The organism is Sphingomonas sp. AC522, assembly GCF_979258125.1.
The window spans coordinates 1,369,777-1,390,902 of sequence record NZ_OZ409836.1; the positions used below are offsets into that span (position 1 = coordinate 1,369,777).

The following is a 21,126-nucleotide window of genomic DNA, read 5'->3' on the forward strand; positions in this document are numbered from 1 at the left end:
ATTTTTCAAACCGGTGTCATTGTGATCCTTGTCTGTATCGCAGCAGCACGCGGCCCTTTGCCGCGTGCGGATAGGCGCCGGGTCCCCAAATAGCGTCGGCGCGCATCAGCAGCGCGTCGAGCTCCTCCGCCGGCCAGTCCAGTTCCTTGTATTTCCAGAGCTCGGGCTTGCCGCGAAAGGCGGCGAGATAATCGGTCGCCTTGCGCAGCGATCGGCCCTTGGAATCCGCGTAGCTCCACAGGTCGGTGCCCAGGCAGGTGGCGAGGTCCGCCACATCGTAAGCCGGCGCGATCGCGAAGATCGAATAGTGCATGCTGCGCGTGCGGGCGAGCTCCACCGGCAGCGCGCCGGTCGTGTCGAGCTGCGCCGTGATGCGTGCTTTCGGGAACGCGGCGACGGTCTTGCGCGCAATTTCGGGCCGGCGCGCAAACAGGGCGAACATCGTCAGCTGCGCATCGTACCAGATGCCGTGATTGTTCTTGGCGGCCTGTTCGCCCTTTCCATTCGGGCTGGTCTGCATCCACTCGATATAGCGCGCGAACCAGTTCTCGAGCTTCTGGGCCTCGGCCGCAGTCAGCGCCCCTGACGGCCCGATCAGTCCGGCTGCGTCGATCACTTGCATGAAGCCGCTGGTGTCGAGCACGCCTTCCTTGCGGCCATTCTCGCGCCCGGGCACGGCCTGGGCGTAGTTCATGTTCGGGTTCATCGCCGTAGCTGGATCGAGGAACCAGGTGCGGATCACCGCGGCCGCCTTCTCGGCATAGCGCTTGTCGCCAGTATAATAATAAGCCAGCCCGAGCGTATCGGCATCGGAGACCATTCGCCCCAGCGCTGTGCGGTCGAACGACTTGGTGTCGCGCTTTGGATTCACCTCGCCGTCGCGGCGGATGTACGGCCCCTTTGGATTGGCCGGATCGGGCCACCAATAGGGCGCGAGGCTTAGATAATCGTGGCGATCGTCGGAAAGCGGGATGGTGGTCTTGTCCATCACCGATCCGGGCTTGCGGGCAAGCGCCGCGTCGGCAGCGGCAATCAGATCCGCCAGCGCGGCCTTGACCGGCGCCGATGATCCGGCCGCCTTGATTGCCGTCAGTTCCGCGGGCTTGAGAAGGAAGGTACGGCGCCCGTCGAACGCCGCCGAATAGCCTTCGACGCCATTGCACTGCAAAGCCCTCGCCGACGCCGCGCCCGAAAAATCCGCCGCTGCGGGCATGACGCCCACAGCGGCGGCAGCAGACAGGACCAGGAGGCTGGCGGTCCAGTCAGTTCGGGTCACAGGCGGATCCGGAAGCCGAAGAAGTATTGCGTCCCGCTGTTCGAGACTTCGGCGACGCTGTCGTATCCGCCCTTGTACATGATGTCGTTGGTGCCGGTGACGTTGAGCGCCTGCGCCTTGATCTGGACGTTCTTGGTCAGATTGTACTGCGCGGAGAGGTTGAGATAGCCGGCGTCGCGGATCTCGCGATTGGTGCCGCCGTTCGGCTTGTAATAGCCCGAGCGATACCGGTAGCTGGCGCGCAGCGAGAGACCCCACTTCTCGAAATAGGCGGAGCCGCTGGCGGTCCATTTAGAAAGGCCGATCAGGTTCGCCGGCTCGAGATACGCCGCGATCGGCGAGGTGTCCGGGAACTGGAAGTTCGCGAAGGCGCGGTTGACCGAGCCCTGGAAGCCGAACCCGTCGAGCGGGGAGGGAAGCCAGGTAAGCGCGTGGGCGACGGTTGCCTCGACACCATAGAGGTGCCGCGTCTCGGTATCGTTCGCGGGACCGACCGGGTTGATCGTCAAATTCTGCGTCTGGCGCGCGCCGCCGTCGCGGATCGTCGTGACGGTGATGTCGGTCGGAACCGGCTCGCTGCGCCCGATCACCGTGCCGGTGGCCCATTTGTAATAGCCCGCGACTGCGATAATCGTGTCTTTCGAGGCATAGAGCTCGAGGCTGGCATCGGCATTCCACGAACGCAGCGGCTTGAGGTTCGGGTTGCCCGTCGTCGCGTTGAAGATGATGTTGTTCGAGCCGGTGCCGGTCGAGGGCGTCAGGTTGATGCCCGCGCCGAAGCTTTCGATGCCCGAGCGCGCGATCGCCTTGTAAGCGGCAAGGCGCAGCTTGAGTTGCCCGGTGAGATCGAAGGCGATGTTCGCGCTGGGCAGCAGATAGCTATACGAACCGCGCGAGGTGTTGGTGGTGAGCGCCCCCGCGGGGTCGACTGCGGTGACATAGGTGTCCGCACCGGAGTCGATCGTGATCAGATAGGCCTGGCGATAGCCGACCGAAGTGATGTCGGTCTTGATCCAGCGCAGGCCGACATTGCCGCTAAATGGCAATGCGCCATGCGAGCGGAAATTGGCCATCGCATAGGCGGCATAGATCCGCTCGGTGACGTCGATGTCGCTCGGATCGCGGCCGTCGGCGGGGTAGGGGAGCGCATCGTCGCTGCCGGTGAAGGTGCGGAACAGGCAGTCATTGTCGAAGGTCGCCCAGCGCGTGACGTTGGTGCCTTGGCCGGCCATGTATGACGTGGTGGTGAAGGGGACGCGGCAATTCTGGTTCGCCGCAGTGATGATCGCCGCTGCCTGCGCCGCCGTGCCGGGGATCGTGTTCAAGTCGTTGTTGCGCGCATTGTCGTTGGTGCGGTGATGATCCGAGATGCGGCCGCCGACCTTGAGCGAGGTGAGGAAGCCATCGAGCTCGCGCGTCGCATCGAAACGTCCCGCCAGGATCGTGTCTTTGCGATCGGTGACAAAGCGGTTGCGGGCATAAACGGCGTTGGCCGCGGTCGCGAGGAAATTGGCGGGATCGGAGATGTCGAAATTGTCGAACGCCACGTTCGGGACGACATTGTCGCCCTCATAGGTCAGCGTGTAGCCAACCCGGCGCGTCGAGCGCATGCGGGTCTGCTTCTGCGTCTCGGTTCGGTGCGAGTTCGAATAGGATGCGTCGGCCGAGATCGTCCAGCGCTCGGGCGTCCAGATCATGCTGATCCCGCCGCCCTTATATTCCTCGTTGCGCTGGCGGGTTTCGAGCTGGTCTTCGAGGTTCGAGTTGCCGCGATAGCTGATCAGCGCGCCGTTCGAATATCCGTTCGAGCCATTGCCGATGACCAGCGGCTGGATACCGCGCAGACCCTCGGTGATCTGCAGGACGTTGCGGTCCTCCAAGCTGGCGCGGTTCGAATATTGGCCGTCGATCGAGATTTCGAAATCGGGGGAAGGACGCCATTGCAGCGCGCCGATCAGCCCGTCGCGGACCTCGGCGGTGGTCTGGGTGCGGAAGCTGCGCGAGGAATTGGCGAAATAGGTCGCGCCTCGCGTCTCGCCGACCACCACCAACGGCTGGCCAGTAGCGGGCGCCACCGAACGCGGGCCGGAGGCAAGGGTGCAGTTCTGGCTCGATCCGGCGGCAACCTGCGCGGCGGCAGTGCCGGTCAGCAGCGTGGGGTTGAGCGCCGAAGTGTTGCACGGCTGGAAGGTGGCATTGGCGTTGTAATAGTCTTCCGGCGCAGTCGTGTCCTGGCGCTGATAGCCGATCGAGATGCCAATATCGCCGATGCCGGTCTTGAACTGGTCGGTGTACGAGATGTTGGCGCGGTATCCGAGGCCGTCATGCTGGTAGACGTCGTCGTCCTTGGGCTGGAAATCGCCGCGGATTTCCATCTGGATGCGGCGCTTGCCGTAATCGAGCGGCTTGAGCGAACGCAGCTCGATGACGCCGCCGACGCCGCCCTCCAGAAAGTCTGCCTGTTGCGACTTGTAGACCAGCACACCGTTGACCAGCTCCGACGGGAATTGCTGGAAGGCGACCGAGCGGTCCGGGCCCGCAGTCGAGACTTCGCGGCCGTTGAAGGTCGAGAAGCTCAGCGTCGGGCCGAGGCCGCGGACCGAAAGCTCGTTGGCATTGCCCTTGAAGCGATCGGCGGAAACGCCGGTGATCCGCTCGAGCGTGTCGCCAACCGAATTGTCCGGGGTGGCGCCGATTTCGTCGCTGACCAGTCCGTCGACGATCACCGGGGCATTGCGCTTGAATTCGATCGAGGTGCGCTGCGTCGCGCGCGCGCCGGTGATGACGATGCCCTGTTCCTGGGCCGCCTCGCTGGCAGCGGCGATCGGATCGGCTGCGGGTGCCGCCTGGTCCTGCGTGTCCTCGGCCGCTCGTGATGTCGTGCTGCTGGCCGGTGCCTGTTGCGCCCAAGCCGGCGCTATAGCCAAAGCCGCTGCGGATGCCAGCAACGTTGCCTTCAAAAGCGGCAACGATGCCGTCGTAACCCTGTACATTGCAAACTCCCCTGATGTTCGAGCCGCTTAGTTTCGCGGCGCCGTGACCCGATTGTTACCGGTGTCAGGCAGATGTATTACAACTTGATCGCGCCGAGTCAATCGCAACAATGGCTAGTTGTATGATAACATCCAGCGCAGCGTGATCGTGCCGTCGCGAGCCGGTTTGGCTTGACCAGAGCACGCAACCACCTGCGCGAACGGGCCTGTGGGCGCTGCCGTGCGTTCCCCGGCCTGCCGGATCGTGCATTGGCCGTAGCCCTCGGCCGCGAAGCCGGTGACCTCGCCATGCGCGAACCGTGCCGTGCCCGACCCGCCTATCGAACCGCCGCGCGAGAAGGTCGGGAACTCCATATCGAGCCGCACGGGTCCGTCGCCGTCGACCTTGAGCCGGTCCTCGCGGGTAATCCGGCCGGGCGCAAAGATGTAACGCGTCTCGATCGTGCCACGCGGATCGGGCTGGGCATCGTTGCCACCCATCCGGTTGAGCGCATCCTGCCGCCATCTGATCTCGGTCACCGCGCCGCGCCGTGTGACGTGTGCGTTCTTGAAGAACGCGAGCGGCATCAGCGCCGTCCCGTCCGCCAAGGTCACTTTCGGCAGCAAGTGCGGATAGTCACCGTCGGGAATACCTTCGAGCATGCCGGGCGAGAAGGGCACGGGAAAATAGGGCGCGTTCATATGCTGCCCCTCGGCCCCGTTGATCAGCGGCAGGCCGATCACCCGCCCGCGATCGCGCAGCGTGAACAGCGCGCGGTCATAGGTGCCGCGCGCGAACCAGGTGGTGGTGAGCTTTGGCAGGGTTGTCAGCCAGCGGGCATAGCCGTGGTCGGGCGCCTTGCCGCGATAGCCGAGATCGTTCCAGATCGCGTTGGTGTAGATATATTGGCGGGCGAGGCTGAGATTCTCGCCGAACACGCGATTGACGCCGCGATAGACGTCGGTGCGGCGGCCCTGGCCCCACATGTCCACCGATCCAGTGGCGGGATTGATCCAGAAATCCATGTAGCGCGCCGCAATGCGCGTCGAGAAGGCATAGGCCATGCGCTCCTCGACGGGGCTCAGCACTTTGAGCCGCGCGGCGGCGGTCAAGACTTCGAGGAAGGCAGTCTCGCCATAGGTGCCGATGCTGCGCCCGAATTCGAAGCCTTTGCCGGTCAGGTTGAAGCGCGGCAGCAGCACATCGACCGAGCGGCGGAGCCAGGCCTTCACTTCGGCGCTGGGCGTCATCCCGCTTTCGACCAGCCGCTGCGCGATCTCCCCGATCAGCAACACCGAGTAGCGGTCGAACCGCCCCTTGCCCTCGGTCTCATCGGCAAAACCGAATTTGCCCGAATAGAGCCGGTAATGATCCAGCATCCGCGCGAGCAACTGCTCGCTGGCGGCGGCGTCTTCCCAGCCGAGCCGGTAGCGCAGCCGCGCGATCGAGAAGGCCACGCCGTAATAATTGTTGGGGAGCGCAATCAGCTTGAGATCGCGATCGACGAAACGCCGCCAATCGAGCTTCGCCCGCAATTTCGCCAGCGTCGCCGCCGGCAATGCGCGTTCGAGCAGCCCGCGTCCGTGGAGCGCATCGAGCGCAGTCATGTAATAATAGATGCCCCAGCTATCGTTGGGGTCCTCGACCGTTAGCGCCGCGACTTCGGCGAACTCGGAGAGGCGCTGCACCAGCCGCGGATCGCCCTCGGGCAGCTCGGTGACGCGATAAGCCATCGCCACCGAGAGTTTGCCCGGCAGGAACTTGTCGTTGCTCTCGAAGATGCGAATGCCGGCCAGCATGGTGCCGCGCTTCTCGCGAAGCAGTTTCTGGATCAGCGCCTCGACCTGGGGCATCAGCCGCGTCTGCACGGTCACGTCCATCGGCGGCGCAGTTACCGGATAGACGGGGCCGTGCGGGCGATCGGCCCAGCGGTCCTGCTTCGGCGCGGCGCCGGCTAGGAGGAGCGGCAGCGTGGCCGCGATCAAGGCGGGCATCAGCGGCCGCGCTTGCGCGACAGGTCGTACATGGCGGTGCCAGCGAGCAGGAACGCGCCGGTCCCGTAATATTGGGTCTCCGCCGCCGCCACCGAATCGGGCCGGTCGCTGACTTGCTGCACCCAGCCGAGCATTCCATCGGGCTGGATCGCCCGGCCCAAAGCTACCCAGCCGCGTATCGTCGCGGGCTCGTAAGTTGCGCGATCGAGGATTCCGGCGCTGACTCCCCAGGCGAAGGCATAAGTAAAGAAGCCGGTGCCGCTCGATTCGGGCGGCGTGCCGGGATCGGTATCGAGCAATGACGGCGCCCAATAGCCATCGGGCTTTTGCAGCGTGACCAGCTTGGCCGACATGTCGCGGAACAGCTTGAGATAATAAGGCCGGTTGGGATCGTTTTTGTCGATCGTCTGCAGCACGCGGACCAGCCCGCCCATCACCCAGCCATTGCCACGGCTCCAGAACAGCTTGCGCCCCTTGGCATCGCGGCGATCGAAGAAGCGACTGTCGCGGAAATAGAGCCGCTCGGCGGGGTCGTAGAGATAGTCGGTCGTCGCGCGGAATTCCTTGTGCGCGAAATCGGCATAGCGCGTGTCGCCGGTCATCTTGCTGAGCTTGAGCAGGCTCGGCGGCGCCATGAACAAGGCATCGCACCAGCACCAGCGCTCGACGCATTCGGAATCGCCGCTGCCCGGTGCCTTGGGCACGAACGCCAGCGAGCCGCTGCGCGGATTGGCGAGGATATTGTCGAAATAGGCGCGTTGTGGCTCCAGCGCCTTGGGTCCGGCGCCGTGGCGCGCAGTCCATTGCCAGGCCTGGGCGATCAACTGGTCGTCTGCGTGATAGCCGCGCCCGCCGAGCTTGTAGCCCTCGGCTGCGCCCAGATCGAGAAGCGTGGCGCCATATTTCCTGTCTCGATCCGCAAGTTCGGTGAGCGCGACCCAGAACGTCGCCTGCTGCCAGTCGCGCGGATTGCGCACGCTCGGGCGCGCCACAGGCATGTGATCGAAGCGATTGCGGTTGGCGATCTGCCAGTCGGCGACGCGGCGGGTCTGGGCCAGGATCTCGGACGAGTGCGGTAACGCGGGCTGGGCCGTGGCGACAAGCGCGACGGGGGCCAGCAGACTGAGCAACATCATCCATCTCCCGATTGCGTCAGGCTCTTGCCTATGACACCGATAGCAATCTCTTTCCTTTTCCCGCCGATGTGTCAATAAGGTTGTCACACAACTATGAAGAGTGCGGGGGAAGGGTGATGAACAGGGGGATCGCAGCGCTGCTGCTGGCGGCGGCCTTGCCCGGCGTTGCGAACGCGCAGGAAGCCAAGCTGCGCGAGGCGACGCCCGCCGAGAAGGCGCAGCGCGCCGCGGTGGTCCACGCCGATTATCGCTACGACGATATCCTCTGGGAAAACGACCGCACTGCGCACCGCATCTATGGCCATGCGCTGGAGGCTGCCGAGCCCCCTTCGACCTCGGGAATTGACGCCTGGGGCAAGCGCGTCCGCTGGCCGTTCATGGATCGCCAGCTGCGCACCGGCAAGCAGCATGACGATCATGGCGAGGGACTCGATTTCTATAATGTGAACAGCTTCCGCGGTGCGGGCGGGCTGGGCATCTGGCACGACAACAAGCTGTGGGTCTCGCGCAATTATGTGCGCTATCGCATCCTAGCGACGGGCGGCGACAAGGCCGGTTTCAGTGTCGATTACGCGCCCTGGCCGGTCGATGTGGTCCGAAAGGCGTGGGAGACGCGGCGCTTCACGCTTCCCGCGGGGACCAACTTCACGCGGATGGAGTCTACGATCGGCTCGGACAAGAAAAGCGAGATGATCGTCGCGATCGGAATTTCCAAGCGGGCGACCAGTACCACGCAATTGGGCGCACTCAGCAAGGATGCGGCCCAGGCGCGGATGAGCTGGTGGGGGCCGACCGATCCGGCCAAGGGCACGATGGCCGTGGCCGTGATGGTCGATCCGGCCGCCTTTGCGGGCTTTGCCGAGGATAGCGACAATTACCTGATCCTCGTCCGCGTGAAGCCGGGCAAGCCCTTCGTCTATTATATGGGCGCGGCCTGGGATGGCGGGCCGGATTTCAAGACGCGCGCGGACTGGCAGGCCTATGTCGATGCGCAACGCCCGGCGTTCACGTCGCTTCGCACTGACCGCTAGCCACTGGGGATGCAAAGATGGTAACTTCCCCGGCCATGGCGATGACCAAGGCAGCCTCGCTCGCAGACGATCTGGTGCGGCGCTTCGAACAGAAGATCGAAAGCGGCGAGATGCCGCCCGGATCGCGTTTCCCGACCGAGAAGCAGATCACCGAGGATTTCGGGCTTAGCCGCACCGTGGTGCGTGAGGCATTCGCGCGGCTCGCGGCGCGCGGCATGCTGGTCTCGCGGCGCGGATCGGGGGCCTATGTCGCCGATGGCGCGCAATATCGCGCGTTCGAAATGGCGCCGCCCGACGTGCGCGTGATCGAGGATGTGTTGCGGCTGCTGGAAATGCGCATCGGCTTCGAAGTCGAGATGGCGGGCCTGGCGGCGCAGCGCCGCACCGACGACGATCTCGCCGAGATCCGCAAGGCGCTGGCGGCAATGGATGCGAGCACCGATGTCGATTTGTCGGTCGCGGCCGACGCGGCCTTCCACGCCGCGATCGCGCGGGCGACCAAGAACGAATATTATCTGCAATTCACGCAGTTTCTGGGGGTCCGCCTGGTCCCGTCGCGGCGGCTGTACCTGCGCTCGGACACAGCCTCGACCCACCAGCGCTACGCCCGCACGATCAACCGCGACCATGAGGCGATCTATGCCGCGATCGAGGCTGGCGACGCGCACAAGGCGCGCCGCGCAGCGCGCGCGCATATGATGAAGTCGATCCAGCGGCATCGCGCAATGACGGCATTGGCGACCAAGGCGCTGCTGGAAGCAAGGACGGCACCCGACTGAACCTTCGATGCCGGGGCCGGATCGATAAGGGGCCTCTCCCACTCACGACCTGACGCCCGGCACCCCGCGGTGCGAAGCCGCGGAAACTGTCGTCAGTTCGCTACCCAGACCCGCAGGTTCATCCCGCCCGCCGCGACGACATTGCCGCCGCCGGCCGCAACAACATTGCCGCCACCCGCCGCGACGACGCCACTCGCGCCGTTGACGACAGGATATTCCTTGCCGTTGACATTGACCATCGCATGGCCGTCCTTGATCGTGATCCGGCTGCCCTTGGGCACCTGCAGCGCAGTCTGCTGCTTCTTGTAATAGGGATATTGCGGGCCGTTATTATTGTCCCACGGCGCGCAGCCCCAGACGAAGATATTGACGACGCCGTTGCAGCCGGTGCCGGCATAAGCCGGCGAGGCGAAGACGCTGGTGGCTGCGCAGACGAGGGCGGCAGCGAGAAGTTTGGTGCGCTTGGTCATGGTTGCTCCTGAATGTTGTTCGAGGCGGATCGGGGCGCCCCCTGCTCCAGGCTCTCCTGCAGGCGCAGTGGATCAACCAGCGCGACGCGACGGTGGCTCTGCTGCGAGCGACGAAATTCCCTTCCGCCGGAAATGCGCCGACCGGTCGCAGGCGGAGCGGGATTTGTCTGACTGACGGACCTTGGCCGCTGCGCTCGGCATTCCGATCGCGAACCGCTGGCACGATTGCTGCCAGCCGTTCAGCTATTCGTGCCCTGCAACGAAGGTGACTATGGATGGCTGAGTCCACAATGCCCGCCTTGCGGCGATGCTCCAGGATACTGGGGTGGACGCTCTTCGCGGGCTTCGAGCTCCTCATCGTCGCACTGGCGAGCATCGCCGCATCGATCCGCTGCTGCACTTCCAGTGCAGGCGCCGCCCCGCAATCGGCGAGCGAGTGGGTGGGTTTGGGGCTATTCGCCGGGGCGATGCTGCTGCTCGGCGCGGTGGTGGGCCTGGGCGGGGCCTTTGCGATGGAGGGCTTGCTGCGCCTCATCGGCAAGATCAGGGAGCGGTGCGAAACCGATCGATAAAGCATTGGATCGCCGCCATCGCTTCGCGGCGGACCGGCTCCTGCTCGCGCAGCAATTCATGTGCGATGGCTCGCCCGAAGCGCAGCACTGTGGTGTCCGGCAGCCGTTTGGCGAGGCGGAGCGCCGCGGGGCTGTGCGTGAGGCGGTCGTGATCGGCGACCATCATCAGCAGCGGCACTTGCAGTGAAGCCAGATCGGAGCTGGCGCGCAGGCGGCGCGTCGAAGCGAAGGCCTCGGCCAGCCATCCCCAGCTTGGCGGGCCGAGGCGGAATTCGGGGTTTTCCTGAAGCCAGAATTGCTCGTCGAGATAGCGCTCCAGATCGCTGGTCATCATCTTCATGCTGTCTATGCGATTGGCTTCACTGTCGCTCTCGCGCCATGGACTCAGCGCACCCTTGCCGCGGCGGACTTGCAAGGTAGCGATGGCTTCGCTGAGCCTGACACCGAGGGGAGTGCGGATGCGGAGCATCGGTGAGAGCAGAACTGCGCCGTCAGAGGAAAAGTGCCGTTCGGCGAGGGTGCGGAGGAGCAAATGGCCGCCCATGGAATGGCCCATGACGATGTGCGGAGCGGGGGTGCGGGCCTGCCAGGCCAAGGCGTAGTGAGTGAGGTCGGCGACGAGGCGTTCGAAGCCGGCGCTGTGGCCGATCAGTGGATCGTGGGTGAGGCGCGGGGAGCCGCCATGGCCGCGCCAATCGAACGCATCGACTGCCCAGCCATCGGCCCGCCATTCGGCATAAGCCTCTAGATATTTCTCGAAAAAATCGCCGCGACCGCCGAGGAGCAGGATCGATCCGCGCGGCTCGGGCGGGGCCGTCTGGAAGGTGCGGAGGGCATAGCCGTCATCGACCAGATGCGTGCCGATCCGGGCGTCGTGCGGAATCGCGTGGCGGAACAAGCGGGCACCGATGTTTGCACCCGTCACTCTTCGGGCTTCCCGGTTACCGCGGCGATCGCAGACGCACGATACAGCGGTCCGACGGGCACAAGGCTGTTGTCCGAAAGCGTGAAGGTCGTGGCCTTGCCGCGGCGATGGACCTCGCGCACCGCCGAAGGGCGCACGAAGGCGGAGCGATGCACCCGGATCAGCCCGCCCGCCGCCATGCGCGGCTCGAGTTCGGCCATGGTGATGCGGTGGAGATAGGCGCGCTCGTCGGTGTGGAAATAGACATGGTCGCGCGCCGCCTCGACCCGCTGGATGCTCGCCACTTCGACGCGGGCGACGCCCTTGCGGACGGGAACCCAGAAGACGTCTTCGGATCTGGGCTGGGCGTGGGGCTCGGCGGGGCTCGGCTGGGCATCGGCGCGGCGGGCGAGCTGGCGCTGGCGGACGCGGGCGAGGGCCTTGGCGAGGCGGGGGCGGCGCAGCGGCTTGAGGACATAATCGGCGGCGCCCAGTTCGAAGGCATCGACGGCGTGATCCTCGTGCGCGGTGAGGAAGACGATGTCGATATCCTGGGGGACGAGATCGATCGCAGTCTGGATGCCGTTGCGGCCGGGCATGCTGATGTCGAGGAAGATGGCATCGGGGCGATCGCGGGCGATCTGGGCGAGCGCGTCCATGCCGTTCCCGGCCTCGCCAATGACTTCGACATCCTCGACCTCGTCGAGCAGGCAACGAGTCAGCTCGCGCGACAGCAACTCGTCGTCGACGATCAGAAACCTCATGCCGTCGCTCCCGCGGTCCGCATCATGCGCACGCCCGATCCGGGCAAGTCGATCGTGACGCGATAGCTATCGAGCGCAGGGCCATATTCGATCGCGGCGGCATCGCCATAATGTAGCGCAAGGCGGCGGCGGGTATTGTCGATGCCGATGCCATGGCCCTTTTGCGAGGCGCTCGCGCCGATTGTGTTGCGCAGATCGATCCGCGCCCTTGCGCCATCCGCCCGCACCGAGACAGCGATCCGCGCCGGACCCGCGGCCTCGGCGACGCCGTGTTTGATGGCATTCTCGACCAAGGGCTGGAGCAGGAAATTGGGGACGTGGAGGCCTTCAGCCGCGGCATCGATATCGATTTCGACCTGCAGCCGCTCGCCGAAGCGGGCGCGCTCGAGATCGAGATAGGCGCGGACGGTATCAAGCTCCTGTCCGATCGGCACCATCGCATCGGGCTGCGAGATCAAGGATGCGCGCAGGAAATCGGCGAGCTGGCCGAGCATTTCCTCCGCTTCCTCGTCACGCTTGCGCACGACCAGGCTGGCGATGCCGTTGAGCGTGTTGAACAGGAAATGCGGATTGAGCTGGAGACGCAGCGCCGCGGCTTCGGCGCGGCTGGCGGCGGCCGCGAATGCCGAGGCTCGCGCCTCGCTCAGCCGGGCGAGATCGGTGGCGCGCACGGCCCAGACCAAGGCAATCGAGAGATAGATGGTCCAGCAATAGAGGATGGCGATCATCGCCAGCCGCTGCGGCTGGAAATCGACGGCCCATGCTTGCCAACTCGGAACCAAAGTGAGCGCGAGCAGCCGCAGCCAGGCGTCGTCCGCCGCGGTCTGGATCAGTGCCGCAACCAGCCCGGCGCCCGCCATGATCAACCAGCGGATATGGCCCGGCCGATCCTCGAGCTGATCGAACACCAGGCTGAGCGCCACCGATTGGGTGATGCCGAGCAGCATCAGCGGCAGGTTTGCCGCGATCATCATGCCGCCGGCGAACCGGCCTTCGGCAGCGGCGCTCGCCACCACCAAAGCATAGCCGAACAACCAGAGGATCGCGCAGAGCCGAAGGGCCGTCCCGCGCATCACACTCCGCAAGATTCGCTGCACAGATATCGCTCCCAAGCGATTGATCGATGCGGCAATTTGGTCGCGCTGCCAAGGGCATTCGTCGCGCGCTGCGCGCCCTGGACGATCAGCGGACTGCCCTTGTCGCGCGCGTCTCGCAGGCGGCTCCACGCGCTGCGATGCGGCAAGGCCAACGCATCGAACGAGGGGCCTGATGATACGCAATCTTGCAGCAATGACATTGTCCGCCGCGGTGATCCTGAGCGGATGCACCGGCCAGGATTTCGCCGACTTGCCCAAGGACGCGAAGGAGCGCGCGATGCTCTGCGCTCGTGCCGGCGTGATGCTGATCGGGATGACGCGGAGCGAGGACAAGGCCCGCTTCGATCGGCTCGCGGAGAAGGTGCGCAAGCTATCCAACCAGAACCATTTCTACGAGCTCTTCCCCGAAGGCAACACCGACCCGGCTAAGGTGCTGGGCGACGAAGCAGCGATCCAGAGCGCAGTGGGATCGCATTGGCTGACCACGATTAACACCTGCTTCCGCGCTTACGGCATGGAGGAGGAACCGGTCGCGGCGCTGCCCGAGCCGGCCTATAACCGCGCCATCGCCTGTGCCGCCTCGCTGGCGTTCGACAATCTCGGCGCGAAGCCGCTCAACTCGCAGGCGCGCGTCGCCTACGATCCGCAGGCGGGATATTTCATCCATAAGGCGGCGGGCTTTGCCGGGGGCGCCGAGCAATTGGTCAAGGCCAGCGATGACGCGACCACGCAATTCCAGCAGGCGGCGCAGACCGGCACCGCCCGCGCCTGGGCCAATCAATGCAAGCAGGAAGATGCGAAGGCAGTGATGGCGACGGGCAAGCTGCCCGAGGATGCGCCGACCGCGCTGCTGGCCTGCGACGATGTGCTGAGTTTTGCGAAGGAAGGCGGGCTCGCGGTTAATGCCGCGCAGTCCGAGGCGGCCAAGCGCTATGCCGCGGCTTATGCCAAGGTCCATGCGCAGCTCGATGCGGCGCCCGCCGCGCGCGACAACAAGGCTGCCGTCGAGGCCGCGATCAAGCATGTCTCCGAATCCGGTCGGCTCGATCAGGTGGCGGACACCTGCATCGCCCGGTTCGGCTCCTGAGCCGCAGGGGGGCAGCAGACATGGAGATCTTTACCGCCATCGGGGCCGGGCTGGTCCTGATCGGACTGCCGCTCGCCTGGTATGGCATGCACCGGCATCGCAAGCTGGGCGCGCTTTATGCGCAGGCGAAATCCCGCTGGGTTCATAGCAGGGGCGTGGTGATCGACGCGCGGCTCGATGAGCAGGAGAGCGCCGACAGCGATGGCGATTCGACCATTTGGTACGAACCGCGGCTGCACTATCGCTATGTGGCGGGTGACAGGATGCTCGAGGGCAAGCGGGTGGCTTTGTGCGATCCGCCGCGCTTCTGGCAATTCGACCTCGCGCAGGACTGGCTGCGCGCGCATGCGCCGGGTGGGGAGATTGGCGTGTGGTACGATCCCGACCGGCCGCAGGAGAGCGCGGCTTCGCTTGATAAACCTAGTCTGTTTGGGGCGGTGGCTATGGTGTTGGTGGGGTTGGGCTTTGTGGGGGTGGGGGGCGTGATGGTGTTGGGGTTGGTTTGAGCCCGCGAGCACGGGGGGAGGGGTGCCACCGTCGTAGCGCGCGCCGCTACACCAGCCCTACCTTCCAGGGAGGGAGTCAGCGGGCATGCGGCACGGCTCAGCTTCAATATTGGGTTCTCAGGCTCCCCTCCCTGAAAGGGAGGGGCTGGGGGTGGGTGGACGCCTGGGACATCGCTCTGATAGTTTTCCCTCCGTGCAGCGAACACCACCCGAGCTGACGGCGTCCGCGCGGGCGTTGAGGACCAACGCAACCGATGCGGAGCGCCGTTTATGGAGCCGGCCGCGCCAGGTCCGTCCTCGGTTCACTCGGCAACTTGTCGTCAGCGATTACATCCTAGATTTGCATGCCGCTCGCTGCCGATCGCAATCGAGGTCGATGGCGGCCAGCACGCGCTTCGATGTGACGCGGACGCTGCCCGCACCGCGTATCTCGCGCAAGACGGCCGGAACCTACTGCGCTTCTGGAACAATGATGTGCTGAGCAATGTCGATGGCGTGATGGAGGAAATCACGGCGGCGATATCCCTGGCTTCTACCCACCCCCCAACCCCTCCCTTTCAGGGAGGGGAGCGGGTAGCGGCAGCGAATTACGCCTCAGTTGCTCACTAGATAATACGAAGCCGGCGCGGTGCCTAGATTCACAACGCGAATCTGTACGCGGTTCGTGAAGATCGGGATCCAGTCGCATTTTACGCGGGCCTTGGCGGCGGCGCGCTCGCAGATGGGTTTGTCCTTGGTGGCGACGCGGATGGTGAGGGTGCGGCCGGGCTGGGGGACGAGGGCGATCTCCGCTTTTTGGCCGGCGAGGAATATCTGTTCGGTCGAGAGCGTTGCGCCGGGGGCGAGCATGCCGCGGCTATAGGCGGGTCCGAGGGCGCGGCCGCGGACGGGGGGGGCCTTGTCGCGGACGCGGCGGGCGAGGGCCTGGCGGCGCCAGTCCGCGGCGAGATCGGGTTCGCCCTCATTGGGCTTGGCGCCAAGCGCTTCGAGGCTGCGGGCGGCGGCGAGCATGGCGCGGGCGTCGCCCTTGCTCTCAGCGGCCATGCCGCGCTCGATCGCCTGCGAGGCGCTGTCGGCGGCGGTTTGGGCCATGGGCCAGGGCGCGAGCAAAGCGAGAAGCAGCATCATTGCTTTCCTTCGGGTTCCAGCACGAATTCGGCGCCGGGAGCGGCATCCTGGCAGGAAATGCGCAGGCCGTGGCGCCCGGCAATGGCGCGGACCAGCGACAGGCCGAGGCCATGGCCTTCGCCGGCATGAATGCCGCGGGCGAAGCGATCGAAGATGCGTTCGCGCAAGGGCTCGGGGACGCCGGGGCCGTTGTCGCGGACAATGATGCGCGGGCCGGGGGCCAGGATCAGCGCGATGCGGGCGCCGGGGCCGGCATATTTGAAGGCATTGTCGAGGAGGTTGGAGAGCAAGCGCGTCAATTGCATCGCATCGCCGGCAAGCGTGACGCCGGGGGCGATGTCGGCGTGGAGATCGAGGCCCTGATCGGCGGCGCTTTCCGCATAGAGATCGACGAGGCTGGTGGCGATTTCGGAGAGATCGACCGACTGGAAGCCGCGGCGGTCTCCGCGGCCGGCTTCGCTGGCGGCGATGTCGAGCAAAGAATCGAGAAGATCGGCGATGCGGCGGGAATCCTGGCGGATCTGGCCGAGCGACGCGGTCAGTGCGGGATCGACGCTGCGCTCGATCAGACGGAGCAGATGCGTGTCGAGATGCATCAGCGGCGTGCGAATCTCGTGCGCGACCTGATCGGTGACGTCGCGCTGGGCCTGGACGACTTGGGCGAGGCGCGAGACCAACTGATCGACATGCGCGGCGAGTTCGTCGAGTTCGTCGCGCGCATCGGTGCCGGCGAGGGCGTGGTCGAGATTGCCGGCTTCGATGGCGCGCAGCCCGGTATTGAGCGCATCGACCCGGCGGCGAAGGCGGAGCGCGGCGAGCCAGCCGAGCAGCAATGCCGCGGCGAGTATCGCGGCGCCGGCGAGGAGGAAGGCGTTGCGAATGTGCCCAAGCAATGCGCTGCGCCCGCCATATTCGCGCGCGGCGACGAGGCGGAGGCCGGGGGCGAGCTGGGTGGCGCGGGCGAAGACCGGGGTGCCGCCCGCCAGCGTGACGAAGCCGGCCTGGCTGTTCTCGGCGGAGAGCATCGGCCAGCGCGGGATGTCGCCCGCGATGGGCCGGCCGCTCTGATCGGAGAGCAAGTAATGCGGCTGGTCGCGGCCGGATGCGCGGAGCGCGAGGCGATCGCGCAGGCGGGCGACCAGTTCGCCGCGGCCGCCAGTGGCGTGGATGTCGGCGAGCGCGGCCACATCGGTGTCGACCGTGGCTTGGAGCGCCGCCTCGGTCTCGCTGCGGATGACATTGGTGGTGACGGCATAGAGTAGGGCAGTGGCGGCGAGGGCGAGCGCGGCCACCGCCAGCACCAGCGGCGTGGTCAGCGAGGAACGGCGCATGTCAGCCTGCCACCAGCCGATAGCCGGTCCCCCAGATCGTCTCGAGCACCGGCGTGGCGAAGCCCTCTTCCAGCTTACGGCGGAGGCGGCCAACATTGACGTCGATCACGTTGGTCTGGGGGTCGAACGAGAGGTTCCAGACGTTGCGCAGCAGCATCTCGCGGGTGACGACTTCGCCGGCATTTTCCATAAGATAGCGGAAGAGCGTGAATTCCTTGGGGCTGAGCGGGATGTGGCGGCCCTGGCGGTGCGCGGTGCGCGCCTTCACATGGCATTCCAAATCGCCGAACAGGATGACGGCGCTGTGCGCCAGCCCCGCGGCGCGACGGTGGAGCGCGCGGACGCGTGCCGACAGCTCGGGCGGATCGAAGGGCTTGGCCATGTAATCGTCGACGCCGGCATCGAGCCCCTCGGTGCGGTTTTCGGCGCGGCCAAGGGCGGATAGCATCAGCACGGGCGCGGCAACCCCGGCTTCGCGGAGTCGGCGGACAATCTCGATGCCCGAGAGATCGGGAAGCATGCGATCAAGGATAACGACGTCGAACGAGGCGCTGGCGGCGCGCTTGAGGCCCTCCTCGCCGCGATCGGTCCAGGTCAGGCGGTGACCGTCGGCCGCCATCAGCCGCGCGACTTCCTCGGCGAGCCGCACATCGTCTTCCACATAGAGGAGGTTCAGCCCCGTCATTGTGGCTAAGCTACATCAGGCGCAGAGCGGTTGGCAGTGAAAAAGGCTGTTAGTTGAGCCCGCGCCTCAGACTTTGGTCACCCCCTCAACCGCGTTAGAAATGTCCGCTATCCCCGATTGCGAACCGATGAAGAATAAAGCGAGAATCCAGCTCATGTTAGCCCTCCTTCGAAGGCGTGCAGTCTTGCACAGTTGATAATTTGCGCAAGCAATTGCGTGTCGCGCCCAATTGGCTAGCATGAGGCATCAACTGGGGGGCTTGGGGCAGCATGTGGTTGTATCTCGTCGTTGCGCTGCTCTTTTCGGGGCAGACGAGCGGTGCTCCGCCGCACAGTGGGTCTCAAACGATCAGCCTGGAAGCGCGGCTGAAGGCGCTCGATACAATCGACCTCTCCGACAATCCCGAAGCCAAGCTGGCCGAGATGAAGGCCTTGCTCGTGGAAGCCAGTGCGGCGAACGATGTCCCTGCTGCGACGCTCGCAACCATTCAGGGCAACATTGGCGGAGCGCTCTTTTACCTTCGCCGATATGAAGAGGCGGTAGCGGCCAATGACGCCGCGATGGCAATTCTACAGCGGGCGGGGCTAGGAGATGGCGCCGAAGTTGCCTCCCTGCTCTCGAGCAGCGCAATCATCCTAGCCGACCGTGCGAATTACGAGAGCGCCCTGCAGCGTCACCGTAGATCGCTCGCGATCCGCAAGCGCTTGCAAGGCGAGCGCAGTCTGGAAGTTGGTAGCACCACCTTCGGCATCGGCTATGTGCTGTTCCGCCAGGGCAAACTGGAGGAAGCGCTCGACTGGCTCCGCCGCGGCGCGGAAATGCAGCTTGAGTTCGGCCGTCCTGAAGATCCGTTAGGAGTAGTGCGCCAGACTTCCTATGCTTCCGTCCTCGGGACCACTGGCCGTTTCGAGGAGTCGATCGTGGCAGCTCGGAAAGCCGTCGATCACGCCGAAGCCCATCTACCCAAGAACCATGCGATGGCGGGCGTGGCGCTCAATAATCTGGGCAAAGCGTTGAATAATAACGGCCAGTTCGCCGAAGCGGTCGGCGTATTCCGCCGCGCGTTGGATGTGCGAGTGGCAGCCCATGGGGAACAGCATCCGAACACGGCGATCGCGCTGACGAACCTTGCCTTGCCCCTTTATGCAATCGGACAAAGGGAAGAGGCGGAAACGCTGCTGATCCGCGCGGCCGACATCTATGCAGCATCGAAGGAGACGGCAGATCCTACCGCGCTGGGAATGATCTTGTCGAACGCTGGGACAATGGCAAGCGGGCGGGGCGACTGGGCGCTGGCAGAGACACGACTACGCAGCGCGATTTCGTCACTCGAGAAAAGCGCCGGCACGAGCCATGTCGCCTTGGTCGAGCCCAGCACCGAGCTTGCGAATCTGCTGTTGCAGCAGGGCAAATTGGACGAGGCGCTGCCGCTTGCGACGCGTGCGATCGAGATTGCCCGGGCCGATTATCCCGAGGATCATGCCGAGCGAACCGGTGCGGCGATTGTTCATGGCCGCCTGATCGCGGCGCGCGGCGATGCGGCCGCCGGCTTTGCCGAGGCCGAGGCGGCGGCGCGATCGATCGAGCGGCGGATGCTCGATGCTGCGGCTTCGAGCAAGGATGCGATCACGCTGGGGCCGGTCCATCGCCGGCATCTAAGCCGGTTCGCGGCGTTCGCGCTGGAGACGGGGCATGGAGCGGCGGCATTCCGGACGCTTCAACTCGCCAACCTGACCGAGACCGCGGCAACGCTTTCCGCCGTCGCCGCGCGGGCCGCGACGCGCGACCCGCAAGTGACAGTGACGGTCCGTGCGCTGCAGGACCGTGCGCGGCGAGGGCAGCAGCTTCGTTCCGAACATAGCAAGGCACTGGCGGCGAAGGACCATGCGACGGTCGAGCGGCTGTCCGGCGAGATCGCCGTGAACGATGCGTTGCTGCGTAGCGCCGAAACTGCGCTCGACGCGCGCTTCCCCGAATATCGTGCGCTCAGCCGGCCCGCGCCGATCGAGCTGGCGAAATATCAGGCGCGCCTCGATCCCGGCAGTGCGTTGATTGCGCCGTTCACTGTCGACGGCCGCTTCGTGACCGTGGCGGTTACGCGCGCCGGGCTGGAATGGGCGCGCAGCGACGGCAGCGACCGCGATGTGAGCGCGGCGATCGACGCGATCCGCGCGTCGGTGGACGATTCAGGCCCTCGCCCGGCTTTCGGTCGGCGCGCGGCGCATCGGCTTTATACCTATCTGCTCCCGCCCAAGCTGCAGCGGCATATCGCCAAGAGCGACACGCTGCTGCTGTATGGCGGCGAGAAACTGGCGTCGCTGCCGCTCGGGCTGCTGGTGACGCGAGCACCCGCTGGCCGCGACGATGATCCGGCGGCGCTGCGGCGCACGGCGTGGCTGATCCGCGACAAGGCGGTGGCAGTGCCCGTGACGCTGGCGCCGGCGCCTGCACGCAGCGCCGCAGTCAATGCCCGCTTCGTGGGCGTGGGCGGGCCGACACTGGCGCCGGCCTCGGCCCGGCTCGAAGTCGCGAGCCTGTTTCGCGGCGGGGCGGTAAATGTGGATGCGGTGCGCAGCCTGCCTTCGCTCCCCAATGCCGAGCGCGAATTGCGCAGCATCGCGCGGGCGCTGGGCGGGAATTCGGTGGTGATCGTCGGCGACCAGGCGACCGAAGCGGCAGTGAAGGCGCTCGACCTGGGTGGCGTATCGGTGATCGCCTTCGCCACGCATGGGCTGGTCAATGGCGAGATGACCGGGCTCGGTGAGCCGGCCCTGGTGTTCACGCCGCCGTTGACTCCCCAAGGCAGCGATGACGGGCTGCTGACCGCATCCGAGATATCGGTGCTCAACCTTACCGCCGACTGGATCATTCTCTCGGCATGCAACACCGCGGCCGGAGCCAGTGGCGGGAGCCCGAGCTATTCGGGACTGGCGCGCGCATTCCTGCATGCCGGAGGACGATCGTTGCTGCTGTCGCATTGGGCGGTGCGCGACGATGCCGCGGCGCGGCTGACCGTGGAGACGGTGCGCAACGCCGATGGCGGCAAGCTCAGCCGGGCGCAGGCGCTTCAGAAGGCGATGGTGGCGATGATCGACGACAAAAGGATTGCCGGCGGATCACATCCGGCGGTCTGGGCGCCCTTCGTCATAGTCGGCGAATGAAGCGCGGCTGAGCGTCGACTCTGCGGGGTCTGCCATGGGGCTGGACCGCGCCGAAGCTTTACGGCAAGCTATGCCGGCGCTTTATCGGAGATCCAAGATTCCCGGCGATGCGCACCGCCGTGTGGGCGCCTTTCGCCCTGATCGGCCAATAAACGCAAGAGGACGCCGCCCGCTCCTCCCAGCTGGCGGCGTCCCCCCTTCGATAGCCTGGGCCGGGGTCGCAATCTGCACA

17 protein-coding genes and 1 pseudogene are annotated in these 21,126 nt (G+C 65.7%); 7 read left to right on the top strand and 11 right to left on the bottom strand.

Going from position 1 to position 21,126, the window contains the following annotated elements; translation table 11 throughout:
• Positions 1 to 16: 16 nt before the first annotated feature.
• The 4 genes from ACZZZM_RS06845 to ACZZZM_RS06860 form a co-directional block, all read right to left on the bottom strand.
• A complete protein-coding gene (locus ACZZZM_RS06845; protein WP_463594357.1) occupies positions 17 to 1,276 on the bottom strand; it encodes an alginate lyase family protein in 1,260 nt (419 codons plus the stop codon).
• The gene (locus ACZZZM_RS06850) at positions 1,273 to 4,269 is read right to left on the bottom strand and encodes a TonB-dependent receptor (RefSeq protein WP_463594358.1); all 2,997 of its coding nucleotides are present in this window, start codon (positions 4,267 to 4,269) and stop codon (positions 1,273 to 1,275) included. The genes ACZZZM_RS06845 and ACZZZM_RS06850 overlap by 4 nt, the downstream gene beginning before the upstream one ends.
• A gap of 114 nt (positions 4,270 to 4,383) precedes the next feature.
• Entirely contained in the window at positions 4,384 to 6,243 is a 1,860-nt protein-coding gene (locus ACZZZM_RS06855) for a hypothetical protein (protein ID WP_463594359.1), read from the bottom strand.
• Complete coding sequence (locus tag ACZZZM_RS06860) at positions 6,243 to 7,376, bottom strand: glycoside hydrolase family 88/105 protein (protein WP_463594360.1); 1,134 nt, start codon at positions 7,374 to 7,376, stop codon at positions 6,243 to 6,245. Before ACZZZM_RS06860 ends, ACZZZM_RS06855 begins: the two co-directional genes overlap by 1 nt.
• Positions 7,377 to 7,495: 119 nt before the next feature.
• Here ACZZZM_RS06860 and ACZZZM_RS06865 point away from each other — a divergent pair, with 119 nt between their 5' ends.
• Positions 7,496 to 8,410, top strand: coding sequence for a DUF4861 family protein (locus ACZZZM_RS06865; RefSeq protein WP_463594361.1), 915 nt, complete (start codon positions 7,496 to 7,498; stop codon positions 8,408 to 8,410).
• 17 nt (positions 8,411 to 8,427) lie between these two features.
• Positions 8,428 to 9,189, top strand: coding sequence for a FadR/GntR family transcriptional regulator (locus ACZZZM_RS06870; protein WP_463594362.1), 762 nt, complete (start codon positions 8,428 to 8,430; stop codon positions 9,187 to 9,189).
• 92 nt (positions 9,190 to 9,281) lie between these two features.
• Here the strand turns inward: ACZZZM_RS06870 and ACZZZM_RS06875 are convergent, their stop codons facing one another.
• On the bottom strand, positions 9,282 to 9,659 hold the full coding sequence (locus ACZZZM_RS06875; RefSeq protein WP_463594363.1) for a hypothetical protein: 378 nt from the start codon (positions 9,657 to 9,659) through the stop codon (positions 9,282 to 9,284).
• A 275-nt stretch (positions 9,660 to 9,934) separates the two neighbouring features.
• Here ACZZZM_RS06875 and ACZZZM_RS06880 point away from each other — a divergent pair, with 275 nt between their 5' ends.
• Positions 9,935 to 10,231 carry a hypothetical protein gene (locus ACZZZM_RS06880; RefSeq protein WP_463594364.1) on the top strand — a complete coding sequence of 99 codons (297 nt, stop codon included), beginning with the start codon at positions 9,935 to 9,937 and terminating at the stop codon, positions 10,229 to 10,231.
• On the opposite strand, the gene ACZZZM_RS06885 is transcribed toward ACZZZM_RS06880, so the two are convergent.
• Genes ACZZZM_RS06885 through ACZZZM_RS06895 form a run of 3 tightly spaced genes read right to left on the bottom strand, consistent with a single transcriptional unit; the run spans position 10,203 to position 12,972 of the window.
• Complete coding sequence (locus ACZZZM_RS06885; RefSeq protein WP_463594365.1) at positions 10,203 to 11,156, bottom strand: alpha/beta fold hydrolase; 954 nt, start codon at positions 11,154 to 11,156, stop codon at positions 10,203 to 10,205. The genes ACZZZM_RS06880 and ACZZZM_RS06885 overlap by 29 nt on opposite strands.
• The gene (locus tag ACZZZM_RS06890; RefSeq protein WP_463594366.1) at positions 11,153 to 11,899 is read right to left on the bottom strand and encodes a LytR/AlgR family response regulator transcription factor; all 747 of its coding nucleotides are present in this window, start codon (positions 11,897 to 11,899) and stop codon (positions 11,153 to 11,155) included. Before ACZZZM_RS06890 ends, ACZZZM_RS06885 begins: the two co-directional genes overlap by 4 nt.
• On the bottom strand, positions 11,896 to 12,972 hold the full coding sequence (locus tag ACZZZM_RS06895) for a sensor histidine kinase (RefSeq protein WP_463594367.1): 1,077 nt from the start codon (positions 12,970 to 12,972) through the stop codon (positions 11,896 to 11,898). The genes ACZZZM_RS06890 and ACZZZM_RS06895 overlap by 4 nt, the downstream gene beginning before the upstream one ends.
• A 196-nt stretch (positions 12,973 to 13,168) precedes the next feature.
• Here ACZZZM_RS06895 and ACZZZM_RS06900 point away from each other — a divergent pair, with 196 nt between their 5' ends.
• From ACZZZM_RS06900 to ACZZZM_RS06910, 3 genes and pseudogenes are all read left to right on the top strand, one after another.
• Positions 13,169 to 14,083: a hypothetical protein gene (locus ACZZZM_RS06900; RefSeq protein WP_463594368.1), complete on the top strand. Its 915-nt coding sequence runs from the start codon at positions 13,169 to 13,171 to the stop codon at positions 14,081 to 14,083.
• A 20-nt stretch (positions 14,084 to 14,103) separates the two neighbouring features.
• Entirely contained in the window at positions 14,104 to 14,589 is a 486-nt protein-coding gene (locus ACZZZM_RS06905; RefSeq protein WP_463594369.1) for a DUF3592 domain-containing protein, read from the top strand.
• Between the two features lie 85 nt (positions 14,590 to 14,674).
• Positions 14,675 to 15,198: pseudogene (locus ACZZZM_RS06910) on the top strand (endonuclease domain-containing protein).
• On the opposite strand, the gene ACZZZM_RS06915 reads toward ACZZZM_RS06910, so the two are convergent.
• From ACZZZM_RS06915 to ACZZZM_RS06925, 3 genes are read right to left on the bottom strand one after another with little or no spacing between them, the layout of a single operon-like run.
• The gene (locus tag ACZZZM_RS06915) at positions 15,184 to 15,717 is read right to left on the bottom strand and encodes a hypothetical protein (RefSeq protein WP_463594370.1); all 534 of its coding nucleotides are present in this window, start codon (positions 15,715 to 15,717) and stop codon (positions 15,184 to 15,186) included. The pseudogene ACZZZM_RS06910 and the gene ACZZZM_RS06915 sit on opposite strands and share 15 nt — an antisense overlap.
• On the bottom strand, positions 15,714 to 17,048 hold the full coding sequence (locus ACZZZM_RS06920) for a sensor histidine kinase (RefSeq protein ID WP_463594371.1): 1,335 nt from the start codon (positions 17,046 to 17,048) through the stop codon (positions 15,714 to 15,716). The genes ACZZZM_RS06915 and ACZZZM_RS06920 overlap by 4 nt, the downstream gene beginning before the upstream one ends.
• Before the next feature lies 1 nt (position 17,049).
• Positions 17,050 to 17,733, bottom strand: a complete 684-nt coding sequence (locus tag ACZZZM_RS06925) for a response regulator transcription factor (RefSeq protein ID WP_463594372.1) — start codon at positions 17,731 to 17,733, stop codon at positions 17,050 to 17,052.
• A gap of 269 nt (positions 17,734 to 18,002) precedes the next feature.
• Here ACZZZM_RS06925 and ACZZZM_RS06930 point away from each other — a divergent pair, with 269 nt between their 5' ends.
• Positions 18,003 to 20,894: a CHAT domain-containing tetratricopeptide repeat protein gene (locus ACZZZM_RS06930; RefSeq protein ID WP_463594373.1), complete on the top strand. Its 2,892-nt coding sequence runs from the start codon at positions 18,003 to 18,005 to the stop codon at positions 20,892 to 20,894.
• The last annotated feature ends 232 nt before the right edge of the window (positions 20,895 to 21,126 follow it).